At 37.9% G+C, this 21937-nt stretch carries 26 protein-coding genes and 2 pseudogenes; 14 read left to right on the forward strand and 14 right to left on the reverse strand.

From position 1 onward, the window contains the following. Positions 1-14 precede the first annotated feature (14 nt). Both U735_RS0104560 and U735_RS24900 read right to left on the reverse strand, forming a co-directional pair. On the reverse strand, positions 15-1574 hold the full coding sequence (locus U735_RS0104560) for a M81 family metallopeptidase (protein ID WP_031442694.1): 1560 nt from the start codon (positions 1572-1574) through the stop codon (positions 15-17). Between the two features lie 392 nt (positions 1575-1966). Continuing rightward, positions 1967-2251 (reverse strand): DUF2188 domain-containing protein, encoded by a 285-nt coding sequence (locus U735_RS24900; protein WP_031442695.1) that lies wholly within the window; start codon positions 2249-2251, stop codon positions 1967-1969. A gap of 192 nt (positions 2252-2443) precedes the next feature. On the opposite strand from U735_RS24900, the gene U735_RS25460 reads away from it, so the two are divergent. Next, entirely contained in the window at positions 2444-2587 is a 144-nt protein-coding gene (locus tag U735_RS25460) for a hypothetical protein (RefSeq protein WP_157365002.1), read from the forward strand. A gap of 259 nt (positions 2588-2846) precedes the next feature. Here the strand turns inward: U735_RS25460 and U735_RS0104570 are convergent, their stop codons facing one another. The 6 genes from U735_RS0104570 to U735_RS0104595 all read right to left on the reverse strand — a co-directional run bounded on the left by U735_RS0104570 (position 2847) and on the right by U735_RS0104595 (position 6892). Then, the gene (locus tag U735_RS0104570; RefSeq protein ID WP_031442696.1) at positions 2847-3215 is read right to left on the reverse strand and encodes a helix-turn-helix domain-containing protein; all 369 of its coding nucleotides are present in this window, start codon (positions 3213-3215) and stop codon (positions 2847-2849) included. 10 nt (positions 3216-3225) lie between these two features. Beyond that, the gene (locus U735_RS0104575) at positions 3226-3642 is read right to left on the reverse strand and encodes a type II toxin-antitoxin system HicB family antitoxin (protein ID WP_031442697.1); all 417 of its coding nucleotides are present in this window, start codon (positions 3640-3642) and stop codon (positions 3226-3228) included. Positions 3643-3696: 54 nt separating this feature from the next. Then, positions 3697-3879 (reverse strand): type II toxin-antitoxin system HicA family toxin, encoded by a 183-nt coding sequence (locus tag U735_RS0104580; protein ID WP_031442698.1) that lies wholly within the window; start codon positions 3877-3879, stop codon positions 3697-3699. Between the two features lie 1820 nt (positions 3880-5699). Beyond that, positions 5700-6044 (reverse strand): hypothetical protein, encoded by a 345-nt coding sequence (locus tag U735_RS0104585; protein WP_031442699.1) that lies wholly within the window; start codon positions 6042-6044, stop codon positions 5700-5702. Between the two features lie 21 nt (positions 6045-6065). Continuing rightward, complete coding sequence (locus tag U735_RS0104590; protein WP_157365003.1) at positions 6066-6347, reverse strand: hypothetical protein; 282 nt, start codon at positions 6345-6347, stop codon at positions 6066-6068. 158 nt (positions 6348-6505) lie between these two features. After that, positions 6506-6892, reverse strand: a complete 387-nt coding sequence (locus tag U735_RS0104595) for a hypothetical protein (RefSeq protein ID WP_031442701.1) — start codon at positions 6890-6892, stop codon at positions 6506-6508. 147 nt (positions 6893-7039) lie between these two features. Between U735_RS0104595 and U735_RS0104600 the strand changes: the two genes are divergently transcribed. From U735_RS0104600 to trhA, 4 genes are all read left to right on the forward strand, one after another. Continuing rightward, positions 7040-7258 (forward strand): helix-turn-helix domain-containing protein, encoded by a 219-nt coding sequence (locus U735_RS0104600; protein WP_031442702.1) that lies wholly within the window; start codon positions 7040-7042, stop codon positions 7256-7258. Between the two features lie 528 nt (positions 7259-7786). Beyond that, positions 7787-8344: a helix-turn-helix domain-containing protein gene (locus U735_RS24905; RefSeq protein ID WP_051891869.1), complete on the forward strand. Its 558-nt coding sequence runs from the start codon at positions 7787-7789 to the stop codon at positions 8342-8344. Between the two features lie 31 nt (positions 8345-8375). Then, positions 8376-9230, forward strand: a complete 855-nt coding sequence (locus U735_RS0104610; protein WP_031442704.1) for a carboxypeptidase-like regulatory domain-containing protein — start codon at positions 8376-8378, stop codon at positions 9228-9230. Between the two features lie 289 nt (positions 9231-9519). Continuing rightward, positions 9520-10158, forward strand: a complete 639-nt coding sequence (gene trhA, locus U735_RS0104615; protein ID WP_031442705.1) for a PAQR family membrane homeostasis protein TrhA — start codon at positions 9520-9522, stop codon at positions 10156-10158. 411 nt (positions 10159-10569) lie between these two features. Here the strand turns inward: trhA and U735_RS26175 are convergent. The 6 genes and pseudogenes from U735_RS26175 to U735_RS0104645 form a co-directional block, all read right to left on the reverse strand. Then, positions 10570-11820, reverse strand: a pseudogene (locus U735_RS26175) (IS5 family transposase); the annotation flags it as partial. Positions 11821-11979: 159 nt separating this feature from the next. Further along, a complete protein-coding gene (locus U735_RS0104625) occupies positions 11980-12963 on the reverse strand; it encodes an aldo/keto reductase (protein WP_031442706.1) in 984 nt (327 codons plus the stop codon). A gap of 5 nt (positions 12964-12968) precedes the next feature. Further along, on the reverse strand, positions 12969-13487 hold the full coding sequence (locus U735_RS0104630; protein ID WP_051891870.1) for a c-type cytochrome: 519 nt from the start codon (positions 13485-13487) through the stop codon (positions 12969-12971). A gap of 6 nt (positions 13488-13493) precedes the next feature. Further along, positions 13494-14810, reverse strand: a complete 1317-nt coding sequence (locus U735_RS0104635; RefSeq protein ID WP_083260655.1) for a PQQ-dependent sugar dehydrogenase — start codon at positions 14808-14810, stop codon at positions 13494-13496. Positions 14811-15029: 219 nt separating this feature from the next. Continuing rightward, positions 15030-15794: an NIPSNAP family protein gene (locus tag U735_RS0104640; RefSeq protein ID WP_031442709.1), complete on the reverse strand. Its 765-nt coding sequence runs from the start codon at positions 15792-15794 to the stop codon at positions 15030-15032. A gap of 203 nt (positions 15795-15997) precedes the next feature. After that, positions 15998-16984, reverse strand: a complete 987-nt coding sequence (locus U735_RS0104645; RefSeq protein ID WP_031442710.1) for an aldo/keto reductase — start codon at positions 16982-16984, stop codon at positions 15998-16000. 384 nt (positions 16985-17368) lie between these two features. Here U735_RS0104645 and U735_RS0104650 point away from each other — a divergent pair. From U735_RS0104650 to U735_RS0104700, 9 genes and pseudogenes are all read left to right on the forward strand, one after another. Then, positions 17369-17584, forward strand: a pseudogene (locus U735_RS0104650) (DDE-type integrase/transposase/recombinase); the annotation flags it as partial. Between the two features lie 326 nt (positions 17585-17910). Further along, positions 17911-18672, forward strand: a complete 762-nt coding sequence (locus tag U735_RS0104655) for a hypothetical protein (RefSeq protein WP_051891872.1) — start codon at positions 17911-17913, stop codon at positions 18670-18672. 338 nt (positions 18673-19010) lie between these two features. Beyond that, complete coding sequence (locus U735_RS0104670) at positions 19011-19259, forward strand: hypothetical protein (RefSeq protein WP_031442714.1); 249 nt, start codon at positions 19011-19013, stop codon at positions 19257-19259. 19 nt (positions 19260-19278) lie between these two features. After that, the gene (locus tag U735_RS0104675; RefSeq protein ID WP_031442715.1) at positions 19279-19491 is read left to right on the forward strand and encodes a hypothetical protein; all 213 of its coding nucleotides are present in this window, start codon (positions 19279-19281) and stop codon (positions 19489-19491) included. Positions 19492-19501: 10 nt separating this feature from the next. Continuing rightward, complete coding sequence (locus tag U735_RS0104680; protein ID WP_031442716.1) at positions 19502-19693, forward strand: hypothetical protein; 192 nt, start codon at positions 19502-19504, stop codon at positions 19691-19693. 32 nt (positions 19694-19725) lie between these two features. Next, the gene (locus U735_RS0104685; protein ID WP_034248043.1) at positions 19726-20517 is read left to right on the forward strand and encodes an AAA family ATPase; all 792 of its coding nucleotides are present in this window, start codon (positions 19726-19728) and stop codon (positions 20515-20517) included. 137 nt (positions 20518-20654) lie between these two features. After that, positions 20655-20906 carry a hypothetical protein gene (locus tag U735_RS0104690; RefSeq protein WP_031442718.1) on the forward strand — a complete coding sequence of 84 codons (252 nt, stop codon included), beginning with the start codon at positions 20655-20657 and terminating at the stop codon, positions 20904-20906. Then, positions 20903-21172: a type II toxin-antitoxin system RelE family toxin gene (locus U735_RS0104695; protein ID WP_031442719.1), complete on the forward strand. Its 270-nt coding sequence runs from the start codon at positions 20903-20905 to the stop codon at positions 21170-21172. The genes U735_RS0104690 and U735_RS0104695 overlap by 4 nt, the downstream gene beginning before the upstream one ends. Positions 21173-21420: 248 nt before the next feature. Continuing rightward, positions 21421-21909 carry a hypothetical protein gene (locus U735_RS0104700; protein ID WP_031442720.1) on the forward strand — a complete coding sequence of 163 codons (489 nt, stop codon included), beginning with the start codon at positions 21421-21423 and terminating at the stop codon, positions 21907-21909. Positions 21910-21937: the final 28 nt, after the last annotated feature.

Raw genomic sequence — 21937 nt, forward strand, 5'->3', positions numbered from 1 at the left:
AAGGTTATCTATAATTATTCGGTTGCATTGGAAGCCTGAATAAAATGGGCTTTCAAATCCGGTTGGGGCATAGTACTGTCCAATGGAAACATAGGTCTCTTGATACGTTCGTAACCAAGTCGGTTTAGATCCTGGTCAACCCCACCAGGGGTCAATGCCATAACCCAATCCCCTCGCATATCATATAGATCTGGGACCAAGTAACCTATTTTGACCACAATAATATCCGTTTCTTTAGGATGTAAACCTAAATTGGTGAAGTCGCTTAAATAATGGTATGGCTTTCTTTTTTTGGTAACGATTACCTGTATACTTCCAATTTTAACCACAACCTCCACTTCTGCGTTCACATCTCCCGACTTGATTGCTTCTATGGTTCCTTCCAGTTCCAAGGGACCGGCAAATCGGTCATCCACTGCAGCACCTGCCGTTGCCTTAATTTTTCCGCCGACACCTATTTCAAGGGCCTTTTCAACAAATTCCGGGCCTGGTATTGAAGCATAGATCAAGGAAGGGCCTTTGTCCGATTTAAATTCCGGTCTGGCCAATAGCTGTTGTAGCGTCCAGGTGACGTCACCTGCACCACCAGCAGTTGGGTTGTCTCCCATATCACTGATCATAAATGGATGTTTTTGGCTGGACAGTGCCATTTCTAAACTTTCTTCCAAGCTTGTAGTTGGGGCAACAAAATCAAATTGATTTCGAACATCCCAAAAGCTTTGCGCCAATGTTTCTGCCCCTTTTTCAACTTTTTCCTTATCATCGCCTGTAACCATAACCACGGCATGGTTGCGGGGTTCATCTGCCCAGGCATATCCGATCCATATAGCGGCATCAATAACACCTTCTTCATTGGCTATATCAGGAACTTTTGCATATAAACTTTTGCCAGGTTCAATTCGGGTGCTGGTTTTTTCACCTGGTAATAATATGGGTACTGGGATCCAGGCCTTGTATTGGGGCTTGCCTGTTCCATTTTCAAGTCGATCCAGAAGATTGGTGACCGCCCTTTTTTTGGATTGGATGGCATCCTCGTGGGGAGCCATTCTATAACAGGTTATCAGATCGGTATGTTTTGCCAATTTTTCGGACACGTTTCCGTGAAGGTCCATGGAGGTAGATATAAGTACCTCGGTACCGATTACTTCCCTAATACGTTCTATTAGGTCACCTTCTGGGTCATCTAACCCAACCACACTCATGGCACCGTGGATATCAAAAAATAGTCCGTCATAAGGCCCATTTTCCTTCAATAAGTATAAAGTTTTGGTTACCAGGGATTCGTAAGCCTCTCGGGTGACCGTCCCGCCTGGTAATGATTTTCCCACCAAGGTAGGCACCCAATGCGCCCTAGTTCTATTTAACGAATCGACTTGTAGAAATGGGTATTTTGCGAATATAGAATCTCCTACTTTGGCATGAAAGGCTTCTTCATGGGTTAAGGTAGGTGAAAAGGTGCTGCTTTCTATTCCTAGACCGGCAATCGCAATTTTGGGCAGTTTTTGATTTTCACCTTGTTGACAGGAAGTCATTATAAGCAGGAGTAGGATATAGCAGGTGTAAAGCGGTTTCAATATGTTTTAGTTTTAGGTTCGTTATAGGTTTTGATATAAGGAAAGTAGTAATAGATTTTCCTTTAAAATCTAATTATAAGCATCGAATATAAGAATTTAATACAATGTTTTTTGAATAGGAATCGAACAAAATTCAATGTTCCAGAGACAAAGTCAACTGTTTAATTCAACCTCAGGGCAAATAAAAACTCGAGAATTGGGGATATGTTATTTTGGGTCAAGAATTTTAAAAATCATGTAAATTTTCAGGGAACTGGCTGATGATTTTATATAAATGGCCAACCGACTTTTTGTAAACATTTTAATAAGGGTATGGAAAAATTTTCTTTTATGTACGACCCCGATTGTCTTTCTTTTAAAACCCTAAAGGCTTCCTAGATTGAGTTGATTTCTTAATCATCATAGCTTATCCGGTCTCGTATACCGCCACTCTCTCGATGAATAATTACATCGGCCTTGTATTTTTTGGCTAAACTTTTGGCCTTGCGTATGGCCGTGCTCTGTTTTCGATGTTTACTGGTTATACGTTGGTTGCCTTCGCGACGTACGGCCCAACCTTCCTCATAGGGCACCACATGCTGGTGCCAGGTTCTGCCTCGTTTGCTTTGTTGCGAGCTGTTAAAAAAGACTTCCAAAAGGTCAATGAGGGTTCGTAACCAAGATTTGACGTTCGACATATTCGCTTATTGTTGTTCCGAAGATACCATTATTTCTAGTTTTCCGATTGATGAAAATGAAACGGTTCAGCTCACGGAAAAAGTTAAAGTGTATATTTTGATGAAGGCGCGCTGGCCTTCCAATCCCGGAGGCATAACGAAACCGACGTTAAGAGGTTCACGAATACCGATAAAGAATTAATATATAAAATAATGAGTAAAAAACCAGTCGTAGGTGGTTTTAGAAGTGGAGCCGGAGGATTACCTTCGGTTTTCCCTAATGGTTCCCGTCCCGTAAATGCAACTGGCTGTCCTTGCAGTCCAGGCGCTTTAAAACAACAAAGCCCGATCAAGTAAACTTGTCGGGCTTTTAATGTTGTAAATCGCAAACCAGTTGCGCTTAATCGTGGAGCCGGAGGGACCAGAACCTGCGGTTGGAATGCCCTGTAAACAGTCGTTTTCAGAGAGTAGCTTTTTTGTGCTCACCGAATAGGTGACTTTTAATTTGAAGAGGTTTTTTTGAAACCTTATACAGGCTCAAATAACAGTAAATTAAAAAGAACTTCGAATATATAGCCGTTATATAAATTGAGCTATGGAATGCTAAAGATATTTGTTAGGATGCAAGATCGTAATCCTTGATCAAGACATCCGCAGGAATTTTAAGGTATTCGGTAAGTTTACGGATATGAGAAATACTCAATTTTCTCTTTTTGTTAAGTATTTCCGAAGCCCTACTTCTACTGTTTAAAATTTTGCCTAGATCATTATCATCCAAACCCATTTGATCCATCATGAAGCGTATGGCCTCTATCGGGTTGGGAGCTTCGATCGGATAATGCTCATCTTCATATTTTTCCACTACAAGTGCCAATACGTCCAGCTCCTCGCCTTCAGGTATACCTTCGTCTGCATGCAAAATTTCATTCATACGATTTAGATATGCTTTGTATTGTTCTTCGGATTTTATAACCTTGACTTCCATAATTGTAATTTTAGAAGGAAACAGATTGTAACTCCCTACCCAATTCATGAATAGCTTTTTCAATAAGTTTTACCCTTCCCTCAGAAGCGGCAGCTTTACCAGTAACATACTGACGCATTAGAGATTCATTGATTTTTGCTTTTTTTCCAATAGCTGAAATCTTAACCTCCGGAATCAGATAAAAGAAGGCTTGTAAATCCATCTGATAATCCCAATCGGTTATTTTTTTCACATCCCTTACCCAATCTTCTTTTTCTTCTTCAGCTACTTCAATATAGTCGTCAAAAGCAACTTTTAAGTTGTCTTTTAATTCTTTCAATGAATTTCCATAAGCGGTTACTACGCCAGGGATATTTTGTGTAGTTCCCCAATACGTACCGTCTTCTGCCTTCTCTACAAATACTTTAATTACTTTTCTCTTGCTCATTACCTTTATGTTATGATTTTTACTAATCTTATCCCTTATAGGAAACATTTGTGGCTATAAAAGCCCCGCTTGCCTTAATATTGATTTGACCGTTCCCATAGGAATATCCTTTTTGGGATGCGGTATGGTTACGAGACCTTTCTTCTTTGGATGCTTAAAATGGTGATGGCTACCTTTAGTTCTTACGATGTACCAGCCATCTTTTTCTACCATCCGTATAAGAGCACTCGATTTCATATAACAAATATATAACAAAAATGTTATATAACAAAATAGTTATATAAATAAAAATACATTCTTTTTATATAATAAACGCTATATTTAAAATTTTTCAATTTCCTTTACGGAAGGATGATGATATGTAAAGGATTTGAATATTTCTATGCACAGAGACAAACCATGTACATTACCCTTCATTGCATTCCGGCCAAAGCGCATCTTAAAAAAGTCTTGGACTCAATCCGTATTTGAAAAAGAAAACGGCTTAAGTCCGCTTTAGTTTTTATGACAAAGCAAATGGCAATGGCAACTCAGCTAAATCAAAACCTTTCTCTTGGGTCATTATGTATAGTTTTTTAAGTTTTCTATACAGAGAAAGTTTATTATGTATATAGAATGGATTTTTCTTTACAAAGGGAAGGCTTATGTATAGATTCTATGAATTGGTATATATTTTACAAGAGACTGATTCACAAATCATAAACTGAGATTAAGTATAACCTCCGCCCATTGCCCTCCATTTTATTCCGGTCAAAGCGCATCGTAAAAAAATCTTGGACACAAGCCGTTTTGAAAAGGAAAACGCCTTAAGTCCGCTTTAGTTTTCGAGTGATATTTTTTTCTTTTCAATAGCTTATTTATGACAGAAATATTGAAAACACCAATTGATAGCAAATGATATCATTTGGTTTTAACGTGTTGTTAATCAGGTAAATATGAATTTTAAAAGCTTCTAACGACTCAAATATGGATGAGATGAACTCTGCTATTTCCCAAAGGAGAAAAGCGCTAGAATCATGCTTAAAATTCCAAATAAGACTATGTCTGAAAATTGGAAATAATGGAATCAAATATTAGATCTGGGCGTTTTTTTAAAGTGTCCCCTCTATAGGTTTTATTATGTTTATTAATGTTTAATATAGTTTATATTTTGATACCAGGACTTGTTCACCGCTTGTTCACCGCTTGTCCAGTAGTTGTCCCAGATTTGGTTATGTTGTTGGTGGTATATCAAATTTAATCAAATAACATCAAATGGTTTTTGCTTAAAAATGTAGCCTATATTCTCCTTTTTCCGATACCAAAGTTGTCTGATTTCGTCTTAATCGGATTGCATAACCGGGCTCGTTCCTCGCTCCTTTTATAAATCCTCTATAAGCCTAAATCGAGTAGGAGGGGGTATCGAAAAGTAAAATATTAGTTGGGGAAGCCAGGGGAAAAATATGATAGTTTTGGTTATTGATCTATTATGAAATATAGGTTGTACCTTTGGACGTATACGTTATGAAACGAACCTTGGTGAGTGAAATACGTATAGCAAGAGGGTAACACGCCAAGGCGGTGTTACGGTTTATAAAGTGCTGAATTTTAGAACTATATTTACATGTCAAGTTTGGGACACTGTCCTATTCTTAATGTAAATCCGCTCGAAACCCCTATAATCATTGAAGTTTTTACTGTAAATTATATCCTATTAATGTATTGTAATCTTAAAGGACCTGACTATGAAAAGACCAATAAATTTTAGTCATTTGGGTCAAATTGTCTTCTAATGCTTATAATCATTTATATAATATGACCCAAATAATCTGCGTAATAAAATATTCTAAAGATTACGGATAGTTTTCATGATACTGTTTGGACTTTTAGCTTTGCACTCCCTTAAGATTATGGTTAAGTCCTGGATTTCTGTGCAGCTGAACGGTTTATATATGTCTATAGAAACGAAGGCACGTCTTGAAGTTATTGCATTTGCGGCAAATGGGCCGTAAACCAACATAAAACAGTAATTATTTGCGGCAAAGCCTAAATATTTGTGGTGTATTGGTACTTTGAGCTTATGTCAATCCTTCCCTCAATTTCTCTTCCCTATAATAAAGGTTAAGCTCGTCTAGGAGCGCCTCTTCGCCTTGCGGCAATAACCTATTGGCAATGGTCAGTGACTGACGAATATATTCCTTTTCGTACCTGTCATTTATATCATCAGATATTTCAGGGTCAATTGCCTTCATGGCCAAGTAAAGTAGGGCGCGAACTGTTAATACTAAGTCTACATGATTGTCCACGTAAAAGAGACTGACCTCAAACTTGTTTTTAAAGAAGGAGTGGGGCTTTAGGGTAGGGTGATGGTCCAAGGCATGGTACCTTAAACTATTGATCAATTTTTCTTCGTTAGGGTTCATAGTTCTCGATTATTCAGATGATTATGTTTTGGCATTTTCCAAACCGTTCAGCTTTTCTGTCACATAGTCCATAAAATCCATTTGACTATGGGGTAGCATATTTAGGACCAATTCCAATACCCTGCACACGCTGTCGTGTTTGGCTATATTTTGATTGTTTGGAGACAAGAGCATTCCGTTGCCGTCCAATGCAAACACACATACCTCGAGTAGGCTGCCAATGTTCAGCAATAATTCGTTGTTACTACTGACTTCAAGGGAGATCTGGTAGCACCTTGTTGGACTATCTGCTTGCTGCTTCAAAAGGCCCATAAGATTTTGGTGCAGTTTATGAATATCGTTTAGGGCCTTTAGTTTTCTTGTTTGTTTTCATACCCAATATTTTAACTGTTAAACATGTTTCTCCTGATCCTGTAGTAAATGCCTTAACTTATCAAGGAATTCCATTTCTTCATAGGGTATCATATTAAGTACATATCAAGAACTTCCTTAATGTTCTGGTCGGGTTCCGGGACAATTCTATTTGGGGTGCGTTCAGCATCCAATGCTGTGATGCATACCTTTAACAAATTGGAAATCATAAAGGAAGTTTCCAGGTAACCCTCTGTTATAAGATTAACGGTATAGAGTTCTTTTTTGGAGGGGTAGCGTTTTAAAGTATGGAAATGTTCCATGGTTAATTCCCTTATTTTATCCAGGAAGTTTATTTCCTCCAATCCCGCTCTTTCCTCTTGAGAAGTACCCTCTTTAACAAAATGGGATCCTTTAAATGGTTCTTGATTTTCAAAGTAATTTTCGTATTGTGTATCATTTATGTTTTGTCCTGATTCACTCCTTACATGGCCCATAATGTAGAATGTGTTAGATTTATTAATAATTCTTTAGAATTTCTAATCAAATCTATAGATAATCTATTAAAAATCCAAACAAAATTATAGAAATTCTAAAGTGTTCATTAAGAAAAGTATATTTATGTAATCAATTTCAAAAGATATATGACTCCATTAGGATTGTTTTTAACCAAGAAATCGGTAAATCGAGCCATGGTCTCAAGACGGACAGGTATTAGTCAGGCTAGGCTTTCCCAATTAAGTTCTAATGAATCTACCAAACTTCGCGTGGATGAACTTTATTTGATCGCTTTGGCAATCGATGTAGAGCCTAGTGAATTGTTAAATGAGGTGTGTAAGGGGCTTAAATTACCAAAAGAATAGTAAGCAAAGGTTAACGACTTTTCAAACTTTTTCAATTGTTCATTTACAATAAACCGAAATCAGCAATAAACAGTAGCTGCCTGCATAAATTTATAAATTGAATCTAGCTTTTGTAGATAATTCCTTAAACTACTCTATTCGTAACATGTTTGCTTATTCGACCCTTATAAGTAAACTAATTGGGGTATTTGGAAAGTTCAATTATGGGTGGGTTTAACTTATTCAACCATGCTAATGAACTTTTTAGAAACGACCGAAATTACTTATCATGAAGTTTTATTTGACATTTACTTTAACTTATTAATTTAATTATTTGCATTGATTTTAGCTATGAAATAATAGTAACGGGGTACCAAACACAGGAATAAGACATTAATCATAATTTAATAAAAAGAAGAACCCTTTGAAACCGGACTAACATTTGTGACATTTCTTAATTTTTTAATTGTCGTAAAAATGTCATAGGATAGTCGCTATCAAATTTTTATAAAGTGTTTACTTTTAAAGTGAATTTAAAAATATGGCTAAATGGACTTTATAGGGGGGAAAATAAGCGAAGCAAGAAAAACAAAAGGGATTACTCAAGAAGAATTGGCAGAGCTATCCAACGTTAATTTGGGGACAATTCAGCGAATAGAAAATAATGAAAATGAACCGAGGGGAAAAACCTTGAACTTGATTTGCGAGGTTCTTCAAATTAACACACAGGAATTACTAAGAAACAATGCTGGTGAAGCCAAAAATAGTATTGCAACTACAGTTGTCAACGGAATATTCCTTCTGGCCCTGAATTTATTGTTGGCCACAATAATTGGATATTTGAGCTCCGCTTCTGGCTCAAATTTTAATAGTCGGGTGGGGGCATTTCTTTTGAGTTTCTTCATACCTATTTTCATTGTCAACATGACACTTAAAATGAATGGTTTGGAAAGAATGCTGAAATTTGGAACAGGTTTTATATCCTACCTCACAATGATTTTAGTTTTGGGTATAATCAGAGGTCTTGAAACTTTTATGATCCCTTGTCTTGTAATGTCACTGGCAATTTTGTTTTTTGGGCATAAACTATTTAGAAAAGAGGTCTGATTAAGTTGTCAATTAGTAAATATCATACGGCATGAAAAACATTATAACTAGTTTAATCATCCTCATCTCACAATGGACGTTTGGACAAATAACTGGAATTGTTAAGGATAAGGTGGATGGAAAACCAATCCCTTATGTAAATGTTTGGATCAAAAACACTTTAGTTGGAGCTACTACAGGAGAAGATGGAAAGTTCTCTATAGAAAATGTAAAAATTGGGGATACAATCCATATTTCCAGCTTAGGTTACAATACAATTGAATTTCTAGCCGAGAAGGATATTAATGCAGTACTACAACCGAAAATCAATGAACTTGATGAAGTTGTTGTATTCCCTATGAAGAATTCGACCGAATATTTAATCGAATCTTATCAGAAAATCAAAAAAAATAGAGTTTGGTACAATAATGGTTTTTACTCCCTTGCAAGGTTCTACAAATACAGGACTATATATGAAAATACTCGCTTTGTGAGCCAAATAGGCTTGATTACGTTTAACGCAAAAAATGAAAATGTGATTTTTCGTATTCGCTTATTAAAGGTTAATCCAGGCGGTGAACCTTCTGAATATGGATTGACAGAGAACATTATTCTGGAATCAAAAAAAGGAATTGATGAAATAGTTCTTGACTTAAGTAAGGAAAAAATTCTTTTCCCTAAAAATGGATTTTTTATTGTAGTGGATAGGCTAAACATCGAAGAAAATAAATTTTTCAATAAAACTGCCAAAATGGATATACTACAGCCGGCTATTGGAATGGAGAGAACAGACCAAGAAAAAAATACTTGGCTTGGATATGGAGGAAGATGGATGCCGCCATTGAAAATGAAAGATTTTCTCGGGACTAACGGAAATATCGCGATCAATATCAAACTTACGAACTAAATGCCGTGTGACATTCATACAATAAAAAGGGTACCAGTCCAATTTGTTGTTTAGTGTCAGCAAAAAATGAGTTTTATTTGACGAAATACATAGAATGCAAAAGCTTTCAGTTCAAGTTGAGGGCTTTTTTGTATTATAAAAGGTGGGATTTACTATACCATATATTTGCGCGATTATAGTTTGAAGTGAAATTGTGAGCAGTACGGCCAATGGAATTAAAAAAGCTGCACTGATTTTGGTAACTTAGCAAAAGTTGTCAGTTGGCAATACACCGCCTCAATTCATTTTTATGCAAGCTCCAGAACCCAATACACAAATTCAGCAAGAACTCGTAAACAGTATCGTACATGGTTTTGGAATTATTTTTGGCATCGTGGGTATTCCCGTTCTAATAGCCTTTGCAATAAAAAGTGATAATACACCAGGTGTTATCGCCGCAGCTATATATGGATTTTGTTTTTTACAACTTTTTACTTTTTCCACGCTCTACCACGGATTTCAACATGCTCGAGCAAAGCACGTATTTCAAATCCTTGACCACATCAGTATTTATTTCCTGATATCCGGCACCTACACTCCATTTTTATTGATTTATATGAATAATGCTTTTGGCATTTCGTTGCTATCGGTATTGTGGGGCCTGACTGCATTGGGAATTGTTTTTAAGATTTTTTTTACCGGTAAATGGAATATTATTTCGACGCTTGTTTACATAGCAATGGGATGCATTATGATAGTGGGCGGACGGACTTTCTTTGAAAGTATTCCCACTGGGATATTGACCATGATCATTATTGGAGGCGTACTTTACCTTTTTGGCGTTGTCTTTTATCTATGGAAAAAATATCCTTACAACCATGCTGTCTGGCATTTTTTTGTGCTGGCAGCCGCTGTCTGTCATTACGTAGCCATTTTATTGGCAGTATAACAAGTAGACATTTTTTTGACCTACCATCCTCGTATTAGGTTTGAAATGGAACAGGCAATAAAAATTCTTGAATAGAACGAAATCCTTCTTAGAATAATAGTATTCCATAAAACGCTCCGTTTTATGGAATGATTAAAATGCCTTTACAAAATATTGGCTTCTTGTTCTATTCGTCGTTCTTCTTAATAGTTTAGACAATTACCTTATAATGGCACTTGGAGTACATTTAAACAACCGTTTTATTGAGTTTTTCACGAATACGATTTTTTATTGCTCCAAATATTCTTTAGAAACCCCCACCACCTTAATTAGTTGACCCTTAAAAAAGGAGATTATGACCAATTTGATATACCTAAATGCCATTGGATTCCTGGATAGGTTTAGATCTAACATATTCTTGGGGTACGAATATAGCCAAAGAACCTTTTCCTTGAGTTTTACCATCAATTTTTTGAAGTTGAACCCTGCCGCTGCCATCATAAAGTTGATACTGTCTCCCATTTGCCCCTTGAGGAAGTTCATTGCCGCCCGGTGATCTGATTTTAGATGCCCGATGACCGGTTCTATTGCCGCCCTTCTTCTAAAGTGTTTCCTCTTTTTTCCGTTTTTGGTAGGCATTGTCCCTTTTCAACGGGGTTTGGGAATGTTGATATGTGTCTCCTCTACGGTCCGATTTCCCTTATATCCCCTGTCCACGCTGGCGGTCTTGGGCGTTTTCCCGGTAAGTTCCCGGGTCTGGGCCAGTACATCTTCCAAGGTGTGGCCATCGTAAACATTGGTCTTGAAGGTCATGGCCCCTACGATTATACCCGTCTTTTGGGTAAGAACCACAGAGGCCCTGTTGCCGTATTCATATTTTTTATGTGCCTTGCCCTTGCTCATACAATACACTTCCGGTTCGTGCAGACTGTAGATTTTCCCCTTCCTGTTCCTGTCTTAGGCAAGTACTTTTTTAAAGATTTCCAATTCCGTGGCACAGGAACCATTTGGCAACTTACGCTCCAGCTCCCTTACCAAACGCCCAGCTATGGTCTTGATCTTTCGTTTGGCCGCACTGGCCTTTTTCCTGCGCTTGGGATGCGTGCCGTTATGGGTGTCCCTGACCAATTGCTTCGAGGTTCGCTTGTAGCTCCTGCGCGGGACTATGCCAATCTTTACACATTTGTCGATGATCTTTTTGTGCAGCTTGGTATCCGTGGGATAGGTAATGTTCTTCTCCTGTGCCGTGGTATCGATACTTACGTTCGGGTCCTGGCCGTCCTTCCCGTGCCTGTCTATGGAATGTTTGAATATCCTCTCCACCCCCTTTTCCCCTATACGTTGTCTGAAATGTACCAGGTCACTCGCCGCACAGGGCGAGCCCCACTGTTGGAGAACCATTCCGCCGAAGTATTGGAAATAGACGTTCATCTCCCAGTGCCGTTCCACTAGCATCTCATCTCAAAGATCGTAAACGGCCTTCAGGATCAACAGGGAGGCCATCAACCTTATCGGATGGGCGGGACGGCCCTTGTCGGAATACAATGGGGCGAATTCCTTTTCGAAATAATGCCAATCGACAACATCGGCAAGAAGATAGAGTTCGTTCTTGGGATTGAGCTGCTCCTTAAGGGTCGGGGCAAGAAAATTGAGTTGTCCGGCAGGCTTCTTTTTTGAACGCATTTGACAAGGTTTTATACCAGAAGTTACGAAAAACTTGTCATTTGTACAAGCGATTCCAATGGAGTGTATAGTACAAAATATTGACAATCAATCGATTATATTATTCCTAAAGCTCGACTAATTAATGTCATAATGTTGTAGAAAAGAACAATACGGTTATTATATTTTTTCAAGTTCGAGGTTGATAAAATAAAGTTCATCGGGACTCAGATCAAATGTTGTGGCCACTGCATTTTGTATGGATTGGGTTTCATTTCGAGCCCCCACCAGTGCAATAGTGATCCCTGGCCTTTCCAAGGTCCATTTTAGGACCAGTTGGGCCAAGGTAGCTCCTTTGTCATTGGCAATTGGCCTAATTTTTTCAAGAAAAGCATTTGTTTTTACAATGCTCTGTTGGGAAAAAAACGGGTTGTTTGCCCTATGGTCACCTTGATCGAAGGATTGCCCCGGTCTCATTTTTCCTGTCAAAAGCCCTCTTTCCAAAGGGCTATAGGCAAGTATTGATTTATTGTTCTTTATGCAATAGGGTACAATTTCATTTTCAATGCCTTTGTTGACCATACTGAAGGGCAGTTGATTGGAGGCAAGGTTTACATATTTTTCAGCTTCCTTCATCTGATCAATATTGTAGTTGCACACCCCTGCAAAGCGTACTTTTCCATCCTCAATTAATTGGGCGACGGCCTCAAAGGTCTCTTGGATTCGGGTGGAGGTGTCGGGCCAATGTATTTGGTACAGGTCTATATAATCTGTTCTTAACCTTTTAAGGGAATCCTCTACTTCCTTTATTATACTTTTTTTACTGGCGTATTTATAGATATCTATATCATTGCCCAGGTTGTCCTTGCTGTGAAAATGAAAATCACCATTTGCAATGTCCCACCGCAGTCCGAATTTGGTCAGGATTTGCACCTTGTCTCGGGGAAGATCCTTTATCGCCTCCCCAACAATCTCTTCGCTGGCACCCTGCCCATACACAGGTGCGGTGTCGATAGAGGTTACCCCTTGGTCATATGCGCTTCTGATTGCCTGAATAGCATCGTTCGTATCGCTACCGCCCCACATCCATCCTCCGGCGGCCCAGGCACCGAATGTAATGCTCGAGACCTCAAGGTCCGTACTCCCTAATTTTCTATATTCCATATTTTTTATTTATTAGTATTTAATCGAAAGGCCACAACATCTTCTACAGTTATGGGTTCGGCTGAATTTCCAAAGCTATTTCTAATATAGGATGCCACTTTCGAAATTGCTGTATCGTTCAGTGGGCCAAATGATGGCATTGCATTGGAGTAAGTCGATCCTTTGACGACCAGCCCGACGTCAGAGCCATTGATCAGGATATCTAACAACTTACCTTTGTCGCCCAAGACATATAACGTATTGGTCAAAGGGGGATTCAGACCAGGAACCCCTTCCCCGGTAGATTGGTGACAGACCAGGCAATTTTTAAGGAATATCTTTTTTCCTTCTTCCATATAGTCGGGAACAGTAGTTCTTATAGGCTCCGCAGATAACCTTGAACCGGAACCGGTCTGTGTCATTGTTCCTGGATCTTTCTCTGTCTCTTTCTTGGAGCGGCTAGTGCAGCTGCTGAGAACAAATATGGACAAAATGGTTAAAAATAGTTTTTTCAGTACCTCCCTACACCGATTATAGATTTGCATAACGGTTTATTTCTTGATATGGACTATTCTATACAAGGTTCCCCCCGAATCATCGGAAACATATAGGGATCCATCGGGGCCTTGTGCTAAACCGGTGGGTCTGTGTTCTGCATCGCTAGGGGAGAGGATGTCCCCTGGACCGGCAAATCCATCGGCAAACACTTCCCAGTCACCACTTGGCATTCCATTTTTAAAAGGGACGAATGCCACTAAATAACCAGCTTGTCTTTCAGGGGCTCTGTTCCAAGAACCATGGAATGCTATAAAGGCCCCATTTTTATATTTTTCAGGGAACATGTCCCCAGTGTAAAAAAGCAGGGCATTGGGGGCTAGATGTCCTGGAAAGGCGGCTACGGGGTCTAATGCGTTTTCCCCTCCGATCTTTTTGCCGTCCCCTCCATATTCGGGTGCCAATATCTTCTTTTTCTGCACCTGGTCATAATATATATAAGGCCATCCTGCATCATCTCCTTCATTAATCCTATACAGGGTCTCTGCAGGAAGTATGGCCGAGGTTTTCTGGTCGTATAGGTCGGGATAGAGTGTATGCAACATGTCCCTTCCGTGCTGGGTCACAAACAATTGGTCAATCTCTTTGTTCCAGTCCAGGCCGACCACATTCCGAAGGCCCGTGGCAAACCTTGCGCCATCTCCATAGGATTGTTTGAGTTTATCTGCCCTGAAACGCCAGATGCCACCAGCAGAATCAAGAATGGTACAGGGTATAATACCTGGGGAACCTACAGTCCTGTCCTTTTCTTGGCAGGCATTTGAATAGGCACCGATATTCACATAAATATTACCTTTTTGGTCTAAGGTTATCGATTTTGATGCGTGCTGTCTGCGGTCGATCAATTGCGTTACAATGGTGTCGGGGGCCGATGCATTCACCACCTTTTTGTCCCCATCCATTTTATATCTAAAAATTTCCTCGTCAGAGGAGGCGTACAAATAGTCCCTGTCAAGGTAAATCCCGGTACCGCCATAATCGCCAAAACCCTCTATAGTATCCGCGATTCCATCATTATCATCGTCCTCGAGGAATAGGACCCCCTTTCCATCAATTGCCTGCCTTAACTTTATATAGATTCCACCTTTAGTGGTGACCGCGATATGGCGTGGTTTCCCGAGCGAATCGGCTACTTTTATCACCCCGAAACCCTCTGGTACGGAAAGACCGGCATTATTTGGGCTTATTTGCAGATTAGATAAAGTATCAGTCTCTTTGTTTTCCAGCCTACAGGCAGAGAAAATAAGTAGTACCGATCCTAAAAGCAGATTTAGGACCTTGGTGTATCGATGAGTTTTGATCTTGGTCATCATATGTGAAATTTGGTTAATGAATAATACATACAGCTGTAAAAATGGTTATATATTATTTTTTAATGTCCTGTAAATCTTATATAATGTAAGGGATTCTCCCTATTCTAATTTATTTGGTGTAAAGGATTTTACTTCACCTTTTCTTCAGCCTCCCTCTTCATATGTACCTGAGCTGTAAAAAAAATCCTTAATTATTATGGTTCTTCAGACAATAATTGTTTACAAAGGTTTCAAAAACACCTTTCGTATGTTCGATACAGAATTGGCATATTCTTTTTTTGCACTCATAACCTTCCACTCCGGATGGTTGACAAAAGCTTTCCAGCTGGCATCATGTTCATTCATATCCTTAAAGTTCAGCATATAGGTTAGACAGGGTCTATGTGGTCCTATAATCATTTCTCCAAAAAATACAGGATGTAGGTTTGTTTTTAAAAAAAGGTCTATTTCCTCAATGTTGAACATGTCTATTTTACGTCTTACGGCATCTTCACTATACCCCTCATACGTCCTTAATTCAAACAATGAGGCTCCAATAATGGGGTCCAACATATTGGGCATACCATCAAATGCAAGCAATAAGGAGGAAGTAAACCTGTTATAAACACTATCATCTTGAGAAATGGCATTATAGCTTGCTGCCTCTTTATTATATAGAGGGTCCACGTCCAAGTTTTGGGAGTCGATATATATTTGGCTATTGGGATAACTAATGATTGCCCAAATTTTAGTCGGGTTGGAATCTCCCAGTTCATTGAAGAGCATAAAATGGTTTACGCCAATACGCTTTAAGGTTGGTTGTAGCACGTTCTTCAAATAGTCTATTAGAATTTGTTGATCTCCCCCAAATTTAATTTCATAAGTACGGATTTCGTAAAGTTCTTTTTCGCCTTTATTTATTGGCATTCCTGAATCGTAACCAAAGCTTGTCATTGACAAGAGGATTGCTGCCAGTGCAGCGTACATTAATTTTCTTGTTTTCATATTGTAATTTGATTTTTAGTGCTTTATTTTTCTAATTACCTAATCAATTATAAGTTAATAAGTTAACTATTTTACCGGACTTTACCGCTAAATAGATGGCGTCAGTAATTTTAAATTCTTTTATAGCTTATTCACCATTATTATGCCTCTTTGGATCGTAGGGGTCAAACTGCATTTGGGTAGGTAAGGCCTTAAAGTTTATTTTAATAATTTCCACGTATATTTTGGTGAATTTCATTCGTGTAAAATTCCGATAGTGCTTTATGAATATGGGGTGGCAAAGCTCCTAAATATGACGCCTCAACATTGGATCTGACTTGTGAAGGGGAACTTGCACCAGGGATAATACAGCTTACCGCCTCATGATCCAAAATCCACCTTAATGCCAATTGTACCATGGTCATGTCTTTTGGTAAAATGTTGTTCTCGATCAGGTTGGTCAGTTCAACACCTTTTTCGAAGGGTAGGCCCGCAAAAGTCTCACCAACATTAAAGGATTCCCCATTCTGATTGTAACACCTATGGTCATTATCGGGAAATTGAGTCTCTTTTGTGAATTTCCCGGTTAATAAACCACTTGCCAATGGCAACCTTACAATAATGCCTACACCTAAATTTTTTGCTTTTGGCAATAATTCTGCAATAGGTTTTTGTCTAAAAATATTTAGGATTACTTGTAAAGAAAGAAGTCCTTCTTGTTCAAAACAAATTAGGCCTTCTTCCACAGTTTCAACACTGGCTCCAAAATTCTTGATTAGACCTTCGTCTTTTAAGGTCCGAAGCCAGTTGAAGATTTCTCCCTTCTTGAGGATATTGATTGGAATACAGTGGAGTTGCAATAGATCAAGTGACTCCAATCCAAGTCGATTAATGGAGGCCTTGACTGAATTACGAACGGCTGCTTCCGTGTAGTTATTTGGAAAGATTTCACTATCTCTTCCGAATTTGGTCGCAATCTTTAAGGTAGCACGTTTATCTTTAATAAACTCCCCAATGATTTCTTCGCTTTTGCCATTACCATAGACGTCGGCCGTGTCAAAAAAATTCACACCATTGTCTACGGCTTCTTTTAAAATTGAAAACGCAGAGTCCTTTGTTAAAGGATGGCCCCAATCTGCTCCAAGTTGCCAACACCCTAATCCCACTTCGCTAACACTAAATCCGGTTTTACCAAGTGTTCTTTTATTCATAAAGTTAACTTCATTTTAATTATTCCCATTTGCTAATCTAATTCTTGACTTTCAACTATCTTGGGTTTATAATATTCTAAAGGAAAGCGATTTTGAAAAACTGAGGTTCCTTTCCCTACTTTGGAATCTATGACCCACAAATTGACGAATACCTTGGCTCCCTGAAAGCTACTATTGTAAAGGAAACAAATTAGGTAGTTGAGGGGCTAATAAATGTAAACGTATACTAAACAGTCAAATTAATTACATCGTGTTTTGATTTAGGCTAAAAAAGTACTAATTAAAAGTTAGAAAGCAATATAAATGTAAAAATCTAAGAATTTGGTGCAAATATGTTTAATTCCTTAAATGAAATAGCATTTATAGCTGTTATGGGTAAGGCTACAAACCGACTTTACCTATTTCAGGATATATGGCTGGGGTTGGTATTACTTGTCAACTATTTTAAATGGGTACAGACGTTATATCGTAACCTGGAAACTATGCTCCACCATGAAAGCAGAAGATGTCAAAGACACCTTGGATGAAGCTTTACTGGCTTCAAATGTGCCTGAGAAAAGCAGATCAAAACTACTATCTGACAATAGTTCATGTTACCTATAAGTTAGGACACAATGTCGGCACATAAAATATAATTTAAATTCAAATTAAAGAATGCAGCATAAAACCTATTTAAATTTTAAATAACCTGCATCTCATTATTTCTCTTATAATCGTAGTTCCTACAGCTATTATTTATGGTTGGTCTTGCAACAAAAAAGAGGACAATTAGATAAGAGTCATACTTCTATTCAGATTTATACTTAAAACTATAAATTCCCGTTATACTCTTTTGGAACTAAGTGTATTTCATCGAATAAAAGTAGGGTCTAACCTCGCTTGGTTGTTCCATAACAATAAACCTCAAATATTAAATATCTGTAATTATGAAACTATTAAATCAACTTATCGGACTCGCAGTGTTGAGTGTATTTACCTTAATTTCATGCTCTAAGGATGAATCTGGTTCGGATTTCGGAAAACTAGCGTTGAGCGCAAAAAGCACCACCACGGCAACATCGTCTTCTAAACAGGCTACCTCTTCCAAGAGTGTGGCTGAAGGTATAGAGGTCACAGACTTTATGATCAATCTTGTGGAATTTGAACTGGAGCTGGATGTAGAGGAACTAGAAATGGAAAATGAGTCGAACGAAGATTGGGACGATGATGGTGCTTTTGATTTCGAAGATGAGATTGAGCTTGATGGGCCTTTTACACTGGACCTTATGGCGGGTCAGATCAGCTTCCTCAATGTAACGGTTCCCAATGGGAACTATGAGGAACTGGAATTCAAGATCAACAAAAATAATGATGAAAACAGCGAAATGTTTGGTAAATCGGTACTTATTAGAGGTACGGTCAATGACGTTCCCTTTGTATTTTGGCACAACTTTATGGACGAAGTGGAGGTAGATTTTGAGGATCCAACCGTGGATGTTTCCATTGCTGGTAACACCGAAAGTCTTGTAATAGATTTTAACCTTTCTATATTGTTCAATACCGTTGACGGAATAGATCTTAGTCAGGCCACAGACAACAACAACGATGGAACCATAGAGATATCACCAAGTGATGAAGATGGAAACAACGATTTGGCACAAGTCATGCGAAATAGAATGAAAGATATTATCGACTTGATTGATGATTAATGTTGAAAGACAAAAAAGTATTGAAAACCCGGCCATTAAGCAGGGTTTTTACTATTAATAGGGCCTATGTTACTAAAGAATAAAATGAGGCTGCATTTTTGGACAGACCCATATGTTGTGTATGATTCGAAATTTTCCCGATTTTTAATATTTGGGGTAAACCTACTAAAATGTGTAAAAACTCCTCAATATCACTTGGGAATTATTTTGAGGAAGTTAAGTCTCAAACTATTTATTAAAGAATTGGGAAAAGAACCTCGTAGTAGCCAAAGTACTGCACCAAAAAGGTATCAATCAAAATTAGAATAAGTAAGAAGAAAAGTTCAAATAAATAAACGATGAAAGACCAAAAGGCCATATTGATAAAATGCATCAAAAATGATGTCCCGGCGTTCGTTATTGCCGGTCACGATTTTTTTGCCGTGCCGACCTTGGAGGCCTATTATCAGGTTGCAAAGGAAAACGGGGCGGATGCCGAGTTTTTAAAGGATATGAATCTGGTCATACAAGAAATGAAGGATTTTCAACAGCAAGAACCGGATAGACTACGTATACCGAGGCTAAAAGCGTTCGAGATCGAAAAATGAAAGGCAATCTAATAAAAGGATGAAAAAAGAAGAAATAGATAAAATCAATCCTATACTAAAGGAAACGTTTCAACCGTTATTTGAAAAAGGATTTATTAGCAAAGAAGAATATGATGAAATAATTACTTCTGAGATATCTAGTCGAGATACTTACTTGGTTAACTTATTCGGTCAATCTAGAACAAACGAGATTGAAACAGCAATGAGATTGGATTATTTAAAGTCTAAATAAAGGAAGGCAAATGACTGTAATAAAAGATTCAAAATATAAAAAAGCCTTGTTGGTCGAACTAATTGAGGTTTATGTGTCGAAAGGACATTCAATCCATATGTTAGTGGGCAAAGATTTACATGATTTTGACCATAACGAACTAGAAGTTCGTCTAAGAGCTGAGGGAGTAGATACTGGTATGATCAAATCAAAGTTTAAATAAAGGATTAACCAAATTGTAAATTAATCTGAAAAGTGTCTTATATATCCAAAGTAAGTATTGATTGTCCCCGGGAACAACCGTTTCCTTTTGATATATCTGCGGTTAAATATGCCAAGGGATTGGATTTTTCGAATCCGATCACTTTTATTATAGGAGATAATGGAACAGGTAAATCGACTCTATTGGAGACAATTGCATTTAGACTTCAACTACCGAACATGGACGGTTCTTCTTATAGTAAGAGGGGCTTCGAAGCTGCTAGAATATTAATGGAATACTTATCTATTGAGTGGGCGATAGATAGACCGCGCGGATTCTTTTTGAGGGCGGAGGATTTTGGAAATTTATTGAACGGCATACAAAATGAAGATAACAGACTTTCTACCTTTTTCGAAGATATTAAAGGAGATGTCCCAGACCATGTTCTTAGATCAATGCGCGATAATTCGAACTATCAGATACACAATATGTACAAGAACTATGGTCAAGATCTGCAAGGTTTCTCTCATGGAGAGGCCTACTTCAAAATAATGAACGATAAAATCAATCAACGAGGAATATATTTATTGGACGAACCTGAAGCTGCACTGTCCCCGTCCAAGCAGCTTTCGTTGCTATACTTCATCAAGGAACATCTTGGGCACAACATATCACAGTTCATTGTAGCCACTCATTCCCCTATGCTAATGGCCTATCCAGGGGCGACAATTTACCAAATTTCTGATAATGGTATGAAAAAAGTTGATTTTGAGGATACTGATCATTATTCAATAACAAGGTCATTTTTAAATAATCCCGATGCCTATCTTAGACATCTAGAATGATTTACCAAAGTTCACTTGAAGGATACATTTGCTAATCATTTAAGAAGTGTCAAAATCACGGACTATTCCAAAGTAAGGAAAGTGTATATTGTATACATAGTATATTTATTGTATATTTGTATTATAAAATGTTGATCATGAAAAAAAACATAGACATAGACGAAACAATTTTGACTAAACTTAAAATCTTATCGGCATTTGAGAATATGAGCGTAAAGGCTCTAATGGAAAAAGCAGTATCATTTTTCGTGGAACAAAAGGAGAAAGAACGCTTGAATGCTCTTTCGGATGAAGAAAAAGAAGATTTAGGACTTCTCCTACTAATGCAACAAGTAGATAGGACTGAAACAGTAAGTAGAGAAGATGTTATGAATGCCTTAGACGAATGAAAGTTATATTCCTAAAGAGTTTTCTTAGTGACATTAAGAAAGTCAAGGACAAGGGGTTAAAATCAAGAATAAAGAAATTGATTCTTGAAATTGAAGCTGCCAAAAGTTTAGAAGAAATAACTGGCGTAAAAAAAATGAGGGGCTACTCCATTGCTTACCGAATAAGAATGGGCGATTATAGATTAGGACTCTATAAAGAAACCGATTGTGTCGAATTGGCAAGGTTTCTGAAACGCAATGATATTTATAAAGTTTTTCCTAAGTAATATTCTATTTGAAGTTTAAATATAGGACATGTTAGAAGAGGGTTTTAGGTCGCATAGATATAGCGATATATTGGGTAACTTAAGAGAGAATGGTTTTCTGAACGCTGAGGATGTTGGTAAGCTGTAAAAGAATTTACAAGCACAAAAAAAATTACTTTTGCTGGCATAAGTGATGAAAAGGCCCAAATCGTGTCTGAAGCATTAATTGATAATTATCAACGATCAAAGTCTAATTAAAGGGTGACATAATGAAAGTAATTATATTTTTAATTTTGGCCAATACAATGGCGTTTGCTCAAATTGAAGCGGACAATGGTCAGGTCGTTTGGAGGACAGTCAAAGAATATGAGGGTAATTCTGAATCATTACTTAAACGGCTTAAATTCTCAGGAAAATTCTCTAACCTGGAATTGCTTGAAGATACAATTATTGGAAAGTTCACTAATGCTCCAATTAACTTTCAAGGTTTTGCTAGCATGTACCTCATGGCCTCAAATATGATGGGTAGTTTTATAATTCAATTCAAGGAAGGTCGGTATCGAATTACCGTTAAGAACTTACAGTTGAAAAGTCAGACCAGTGTAGGAGTGTTCGACGAAGGAAGTATCGAAGCCATAGAGAAATATGCCCTTAATGCAAATGGTGAATTTAGAAAACGCTTTAAGTCCAGGGACTTACCTATATTAGAAGATAATTTATCCAAGCTTTTCGAATTTTCCCAAAAAGATGATTGGTAAAAACTAAAAAAGTCAGTTGTTATTGTTA

Source organism: Arenibacter algicola (assembly GCF_000733925.1).
Taxonomy (GTDB): domain Bacteria; phylum Bacteroidota; class Bacteroidia; order Flavobacteriales; family Flavobacteriaceae; genus Arenibacter; species Arenibacter algicola.

Bases quoted from the DNA above. Each gene is read 5' to 3' on its own strand.
- U735_RS24900 (WP_031442695.1), bottom strand. From the start codon at position 2,251: ATGTCGAACGTCAAATCTTGGTTACGAACCCTCATTGACCTTTTGGAA.
- U735_RS25460 (WP_157365002.1), top strand. From the start codon at position 2,444: ATGAGTAAAAAACCAGTCGTAGGTGGTTTTAGAAGTGGAGCCGGAGGA.
- U735_RS0104570 (WP_031442696.1), bottom strand. From the start codon at position 3,215: ATGGAAGTCAAGGTTATAAAATCCGAAGAACAATACAAAGCATATCTA.
- U735_RS0104575 (WP_031442697.1), bottom strand. From the start codon at position 3,642: ATGAGCAAGAGAAAAGTAATTAAAGTATTTGTAGAGAAGGCAGAAGAC.
- U735_RS0104580 (WP_031442698.1), bottom strand. From the start codon at position 3,879: ATGAAATCGAGTGCTCTTATACGGATGGTAGAAAAAGATGGCTGGTAC.
- U735_RS0104585 (WP_031442699.1), bottom strand. From the start codon at position 6,044: ATGAACCCTAACGAAGAAAAATTGATCAATAGTTTAAGGTACCATGCC.
- U735_RS0104595 (WP_031442701.1), bottom strand. From the start codon at position 6,892: ATGGGCCATGTAAGGAGTGAATCAGGACAAAACATAAATGATACACAA.
- U735_RS0104600 (WP_031442702.1), top strand. From the start codon at position 7,040: ATGACTCCATTAGGATTGTTTTTAACCAAGAAATCGGTAAATCGAGCC.
- U735_RS24905 (WP_051891869.1), top strand. From the start codon at position 7,787: ATGGACTTTATAGGGGGGAAAATAAGCGAAGCAAGAAAAACAAAAGGG.
- U735_RS0104610 (WP_031442704.1), top strand. From the start codon at position 8,376: ATGAAAAACATTATAACTAGTTTAATCATCCTCATCTCACAATGGACG.
- trhA (WP_031442705.1), top strand. From the start codon at position 9,520: ATGCAAGCTCCAGAACCCAATACACAAATTCAGCAAGAACTCGTAAAC.
- U735_RS0104625 (WP_031442706.1), bottom strand. From the start codon at position 12,963: ATGGAATATAGAAAATTAGGGAGTACGGACCTTGAGGTCTCGAGCATT.
- U735_RS0104630 (WP_051891870.1), bottom strand. From the start codon at position 13,487: ATGCAAATCTATAATCGGTGTAGGGAGGTACTGAAAAAACTATTTTTA.
- U735_RS0104635 (WP_083260655.1), bottom strand. From the start codon at position 14,810: ATGATGACCAAGATCAAAACTCATCGATACACCAAGGTCCTAAATCTG.
- U735_RS0104640 (WP_031442709.1), bottom strand. From the start codon at position 15,794: ATGAAAACAAGAAAATTAATGTACGCTGCACTGGCAGCAATCCTCTTG.
- U735_RS0104645 (WP_031442710.1), bottom strand. From the start codon at position 16,984: ATGAATAAAAGAACACTTGGTAAAACCGGATTTAGTGTTAGCGAAGTG.
- U735_RS0104655 (WP_051891872.1), top strand. From the start codon at position 17,911: ATGAAACTATTAAATCAACTTATCGGACTCGCAGTGTTGAGTGTATTT.
- U735_RS0104670 (WP_031442714.1), top strand. From the start codon at position 19,011: ATGAAAGACCAAAAGGCCATATTGATAAAATGCATCAAAAATGATGTC.
- U735_RS0104675 (WP_031442715.1), top strand. From the start codon at position 19,279: ATGAAAAAAGAAGAAATAGATAAAATCAATCCTATACTAAAGGAAACG.
- U735_RS0104680 (WP_031442716.1), top strand. From the start codon at position 19,502: ATGACTGTAATAAAAGATTCAAAATATAAAAAAGCCTTGTTGGTCGAA.
- U735_RS0104690 (WP_031442718.1), top strand. From the start codon at position 20,655: ATGAAAAAAAACATAGACATAGACGAAACAATTTTGACTAAACTTAAA.
- U735_RS0104695 (WP_031442719.1), top strand. From the start codon at position 20,903: ATGAAAGTTATATTCCTAAAGAGTTTTCTTAGTGACATTAAGAAAGTC.
- U735_RS0104700 (WP_031442720.1), top strand. From the start codon at position 21,421: ATGAAAGTAATTATATTTTTAATTTTGGCCAATACAATGGCGTTTGCT.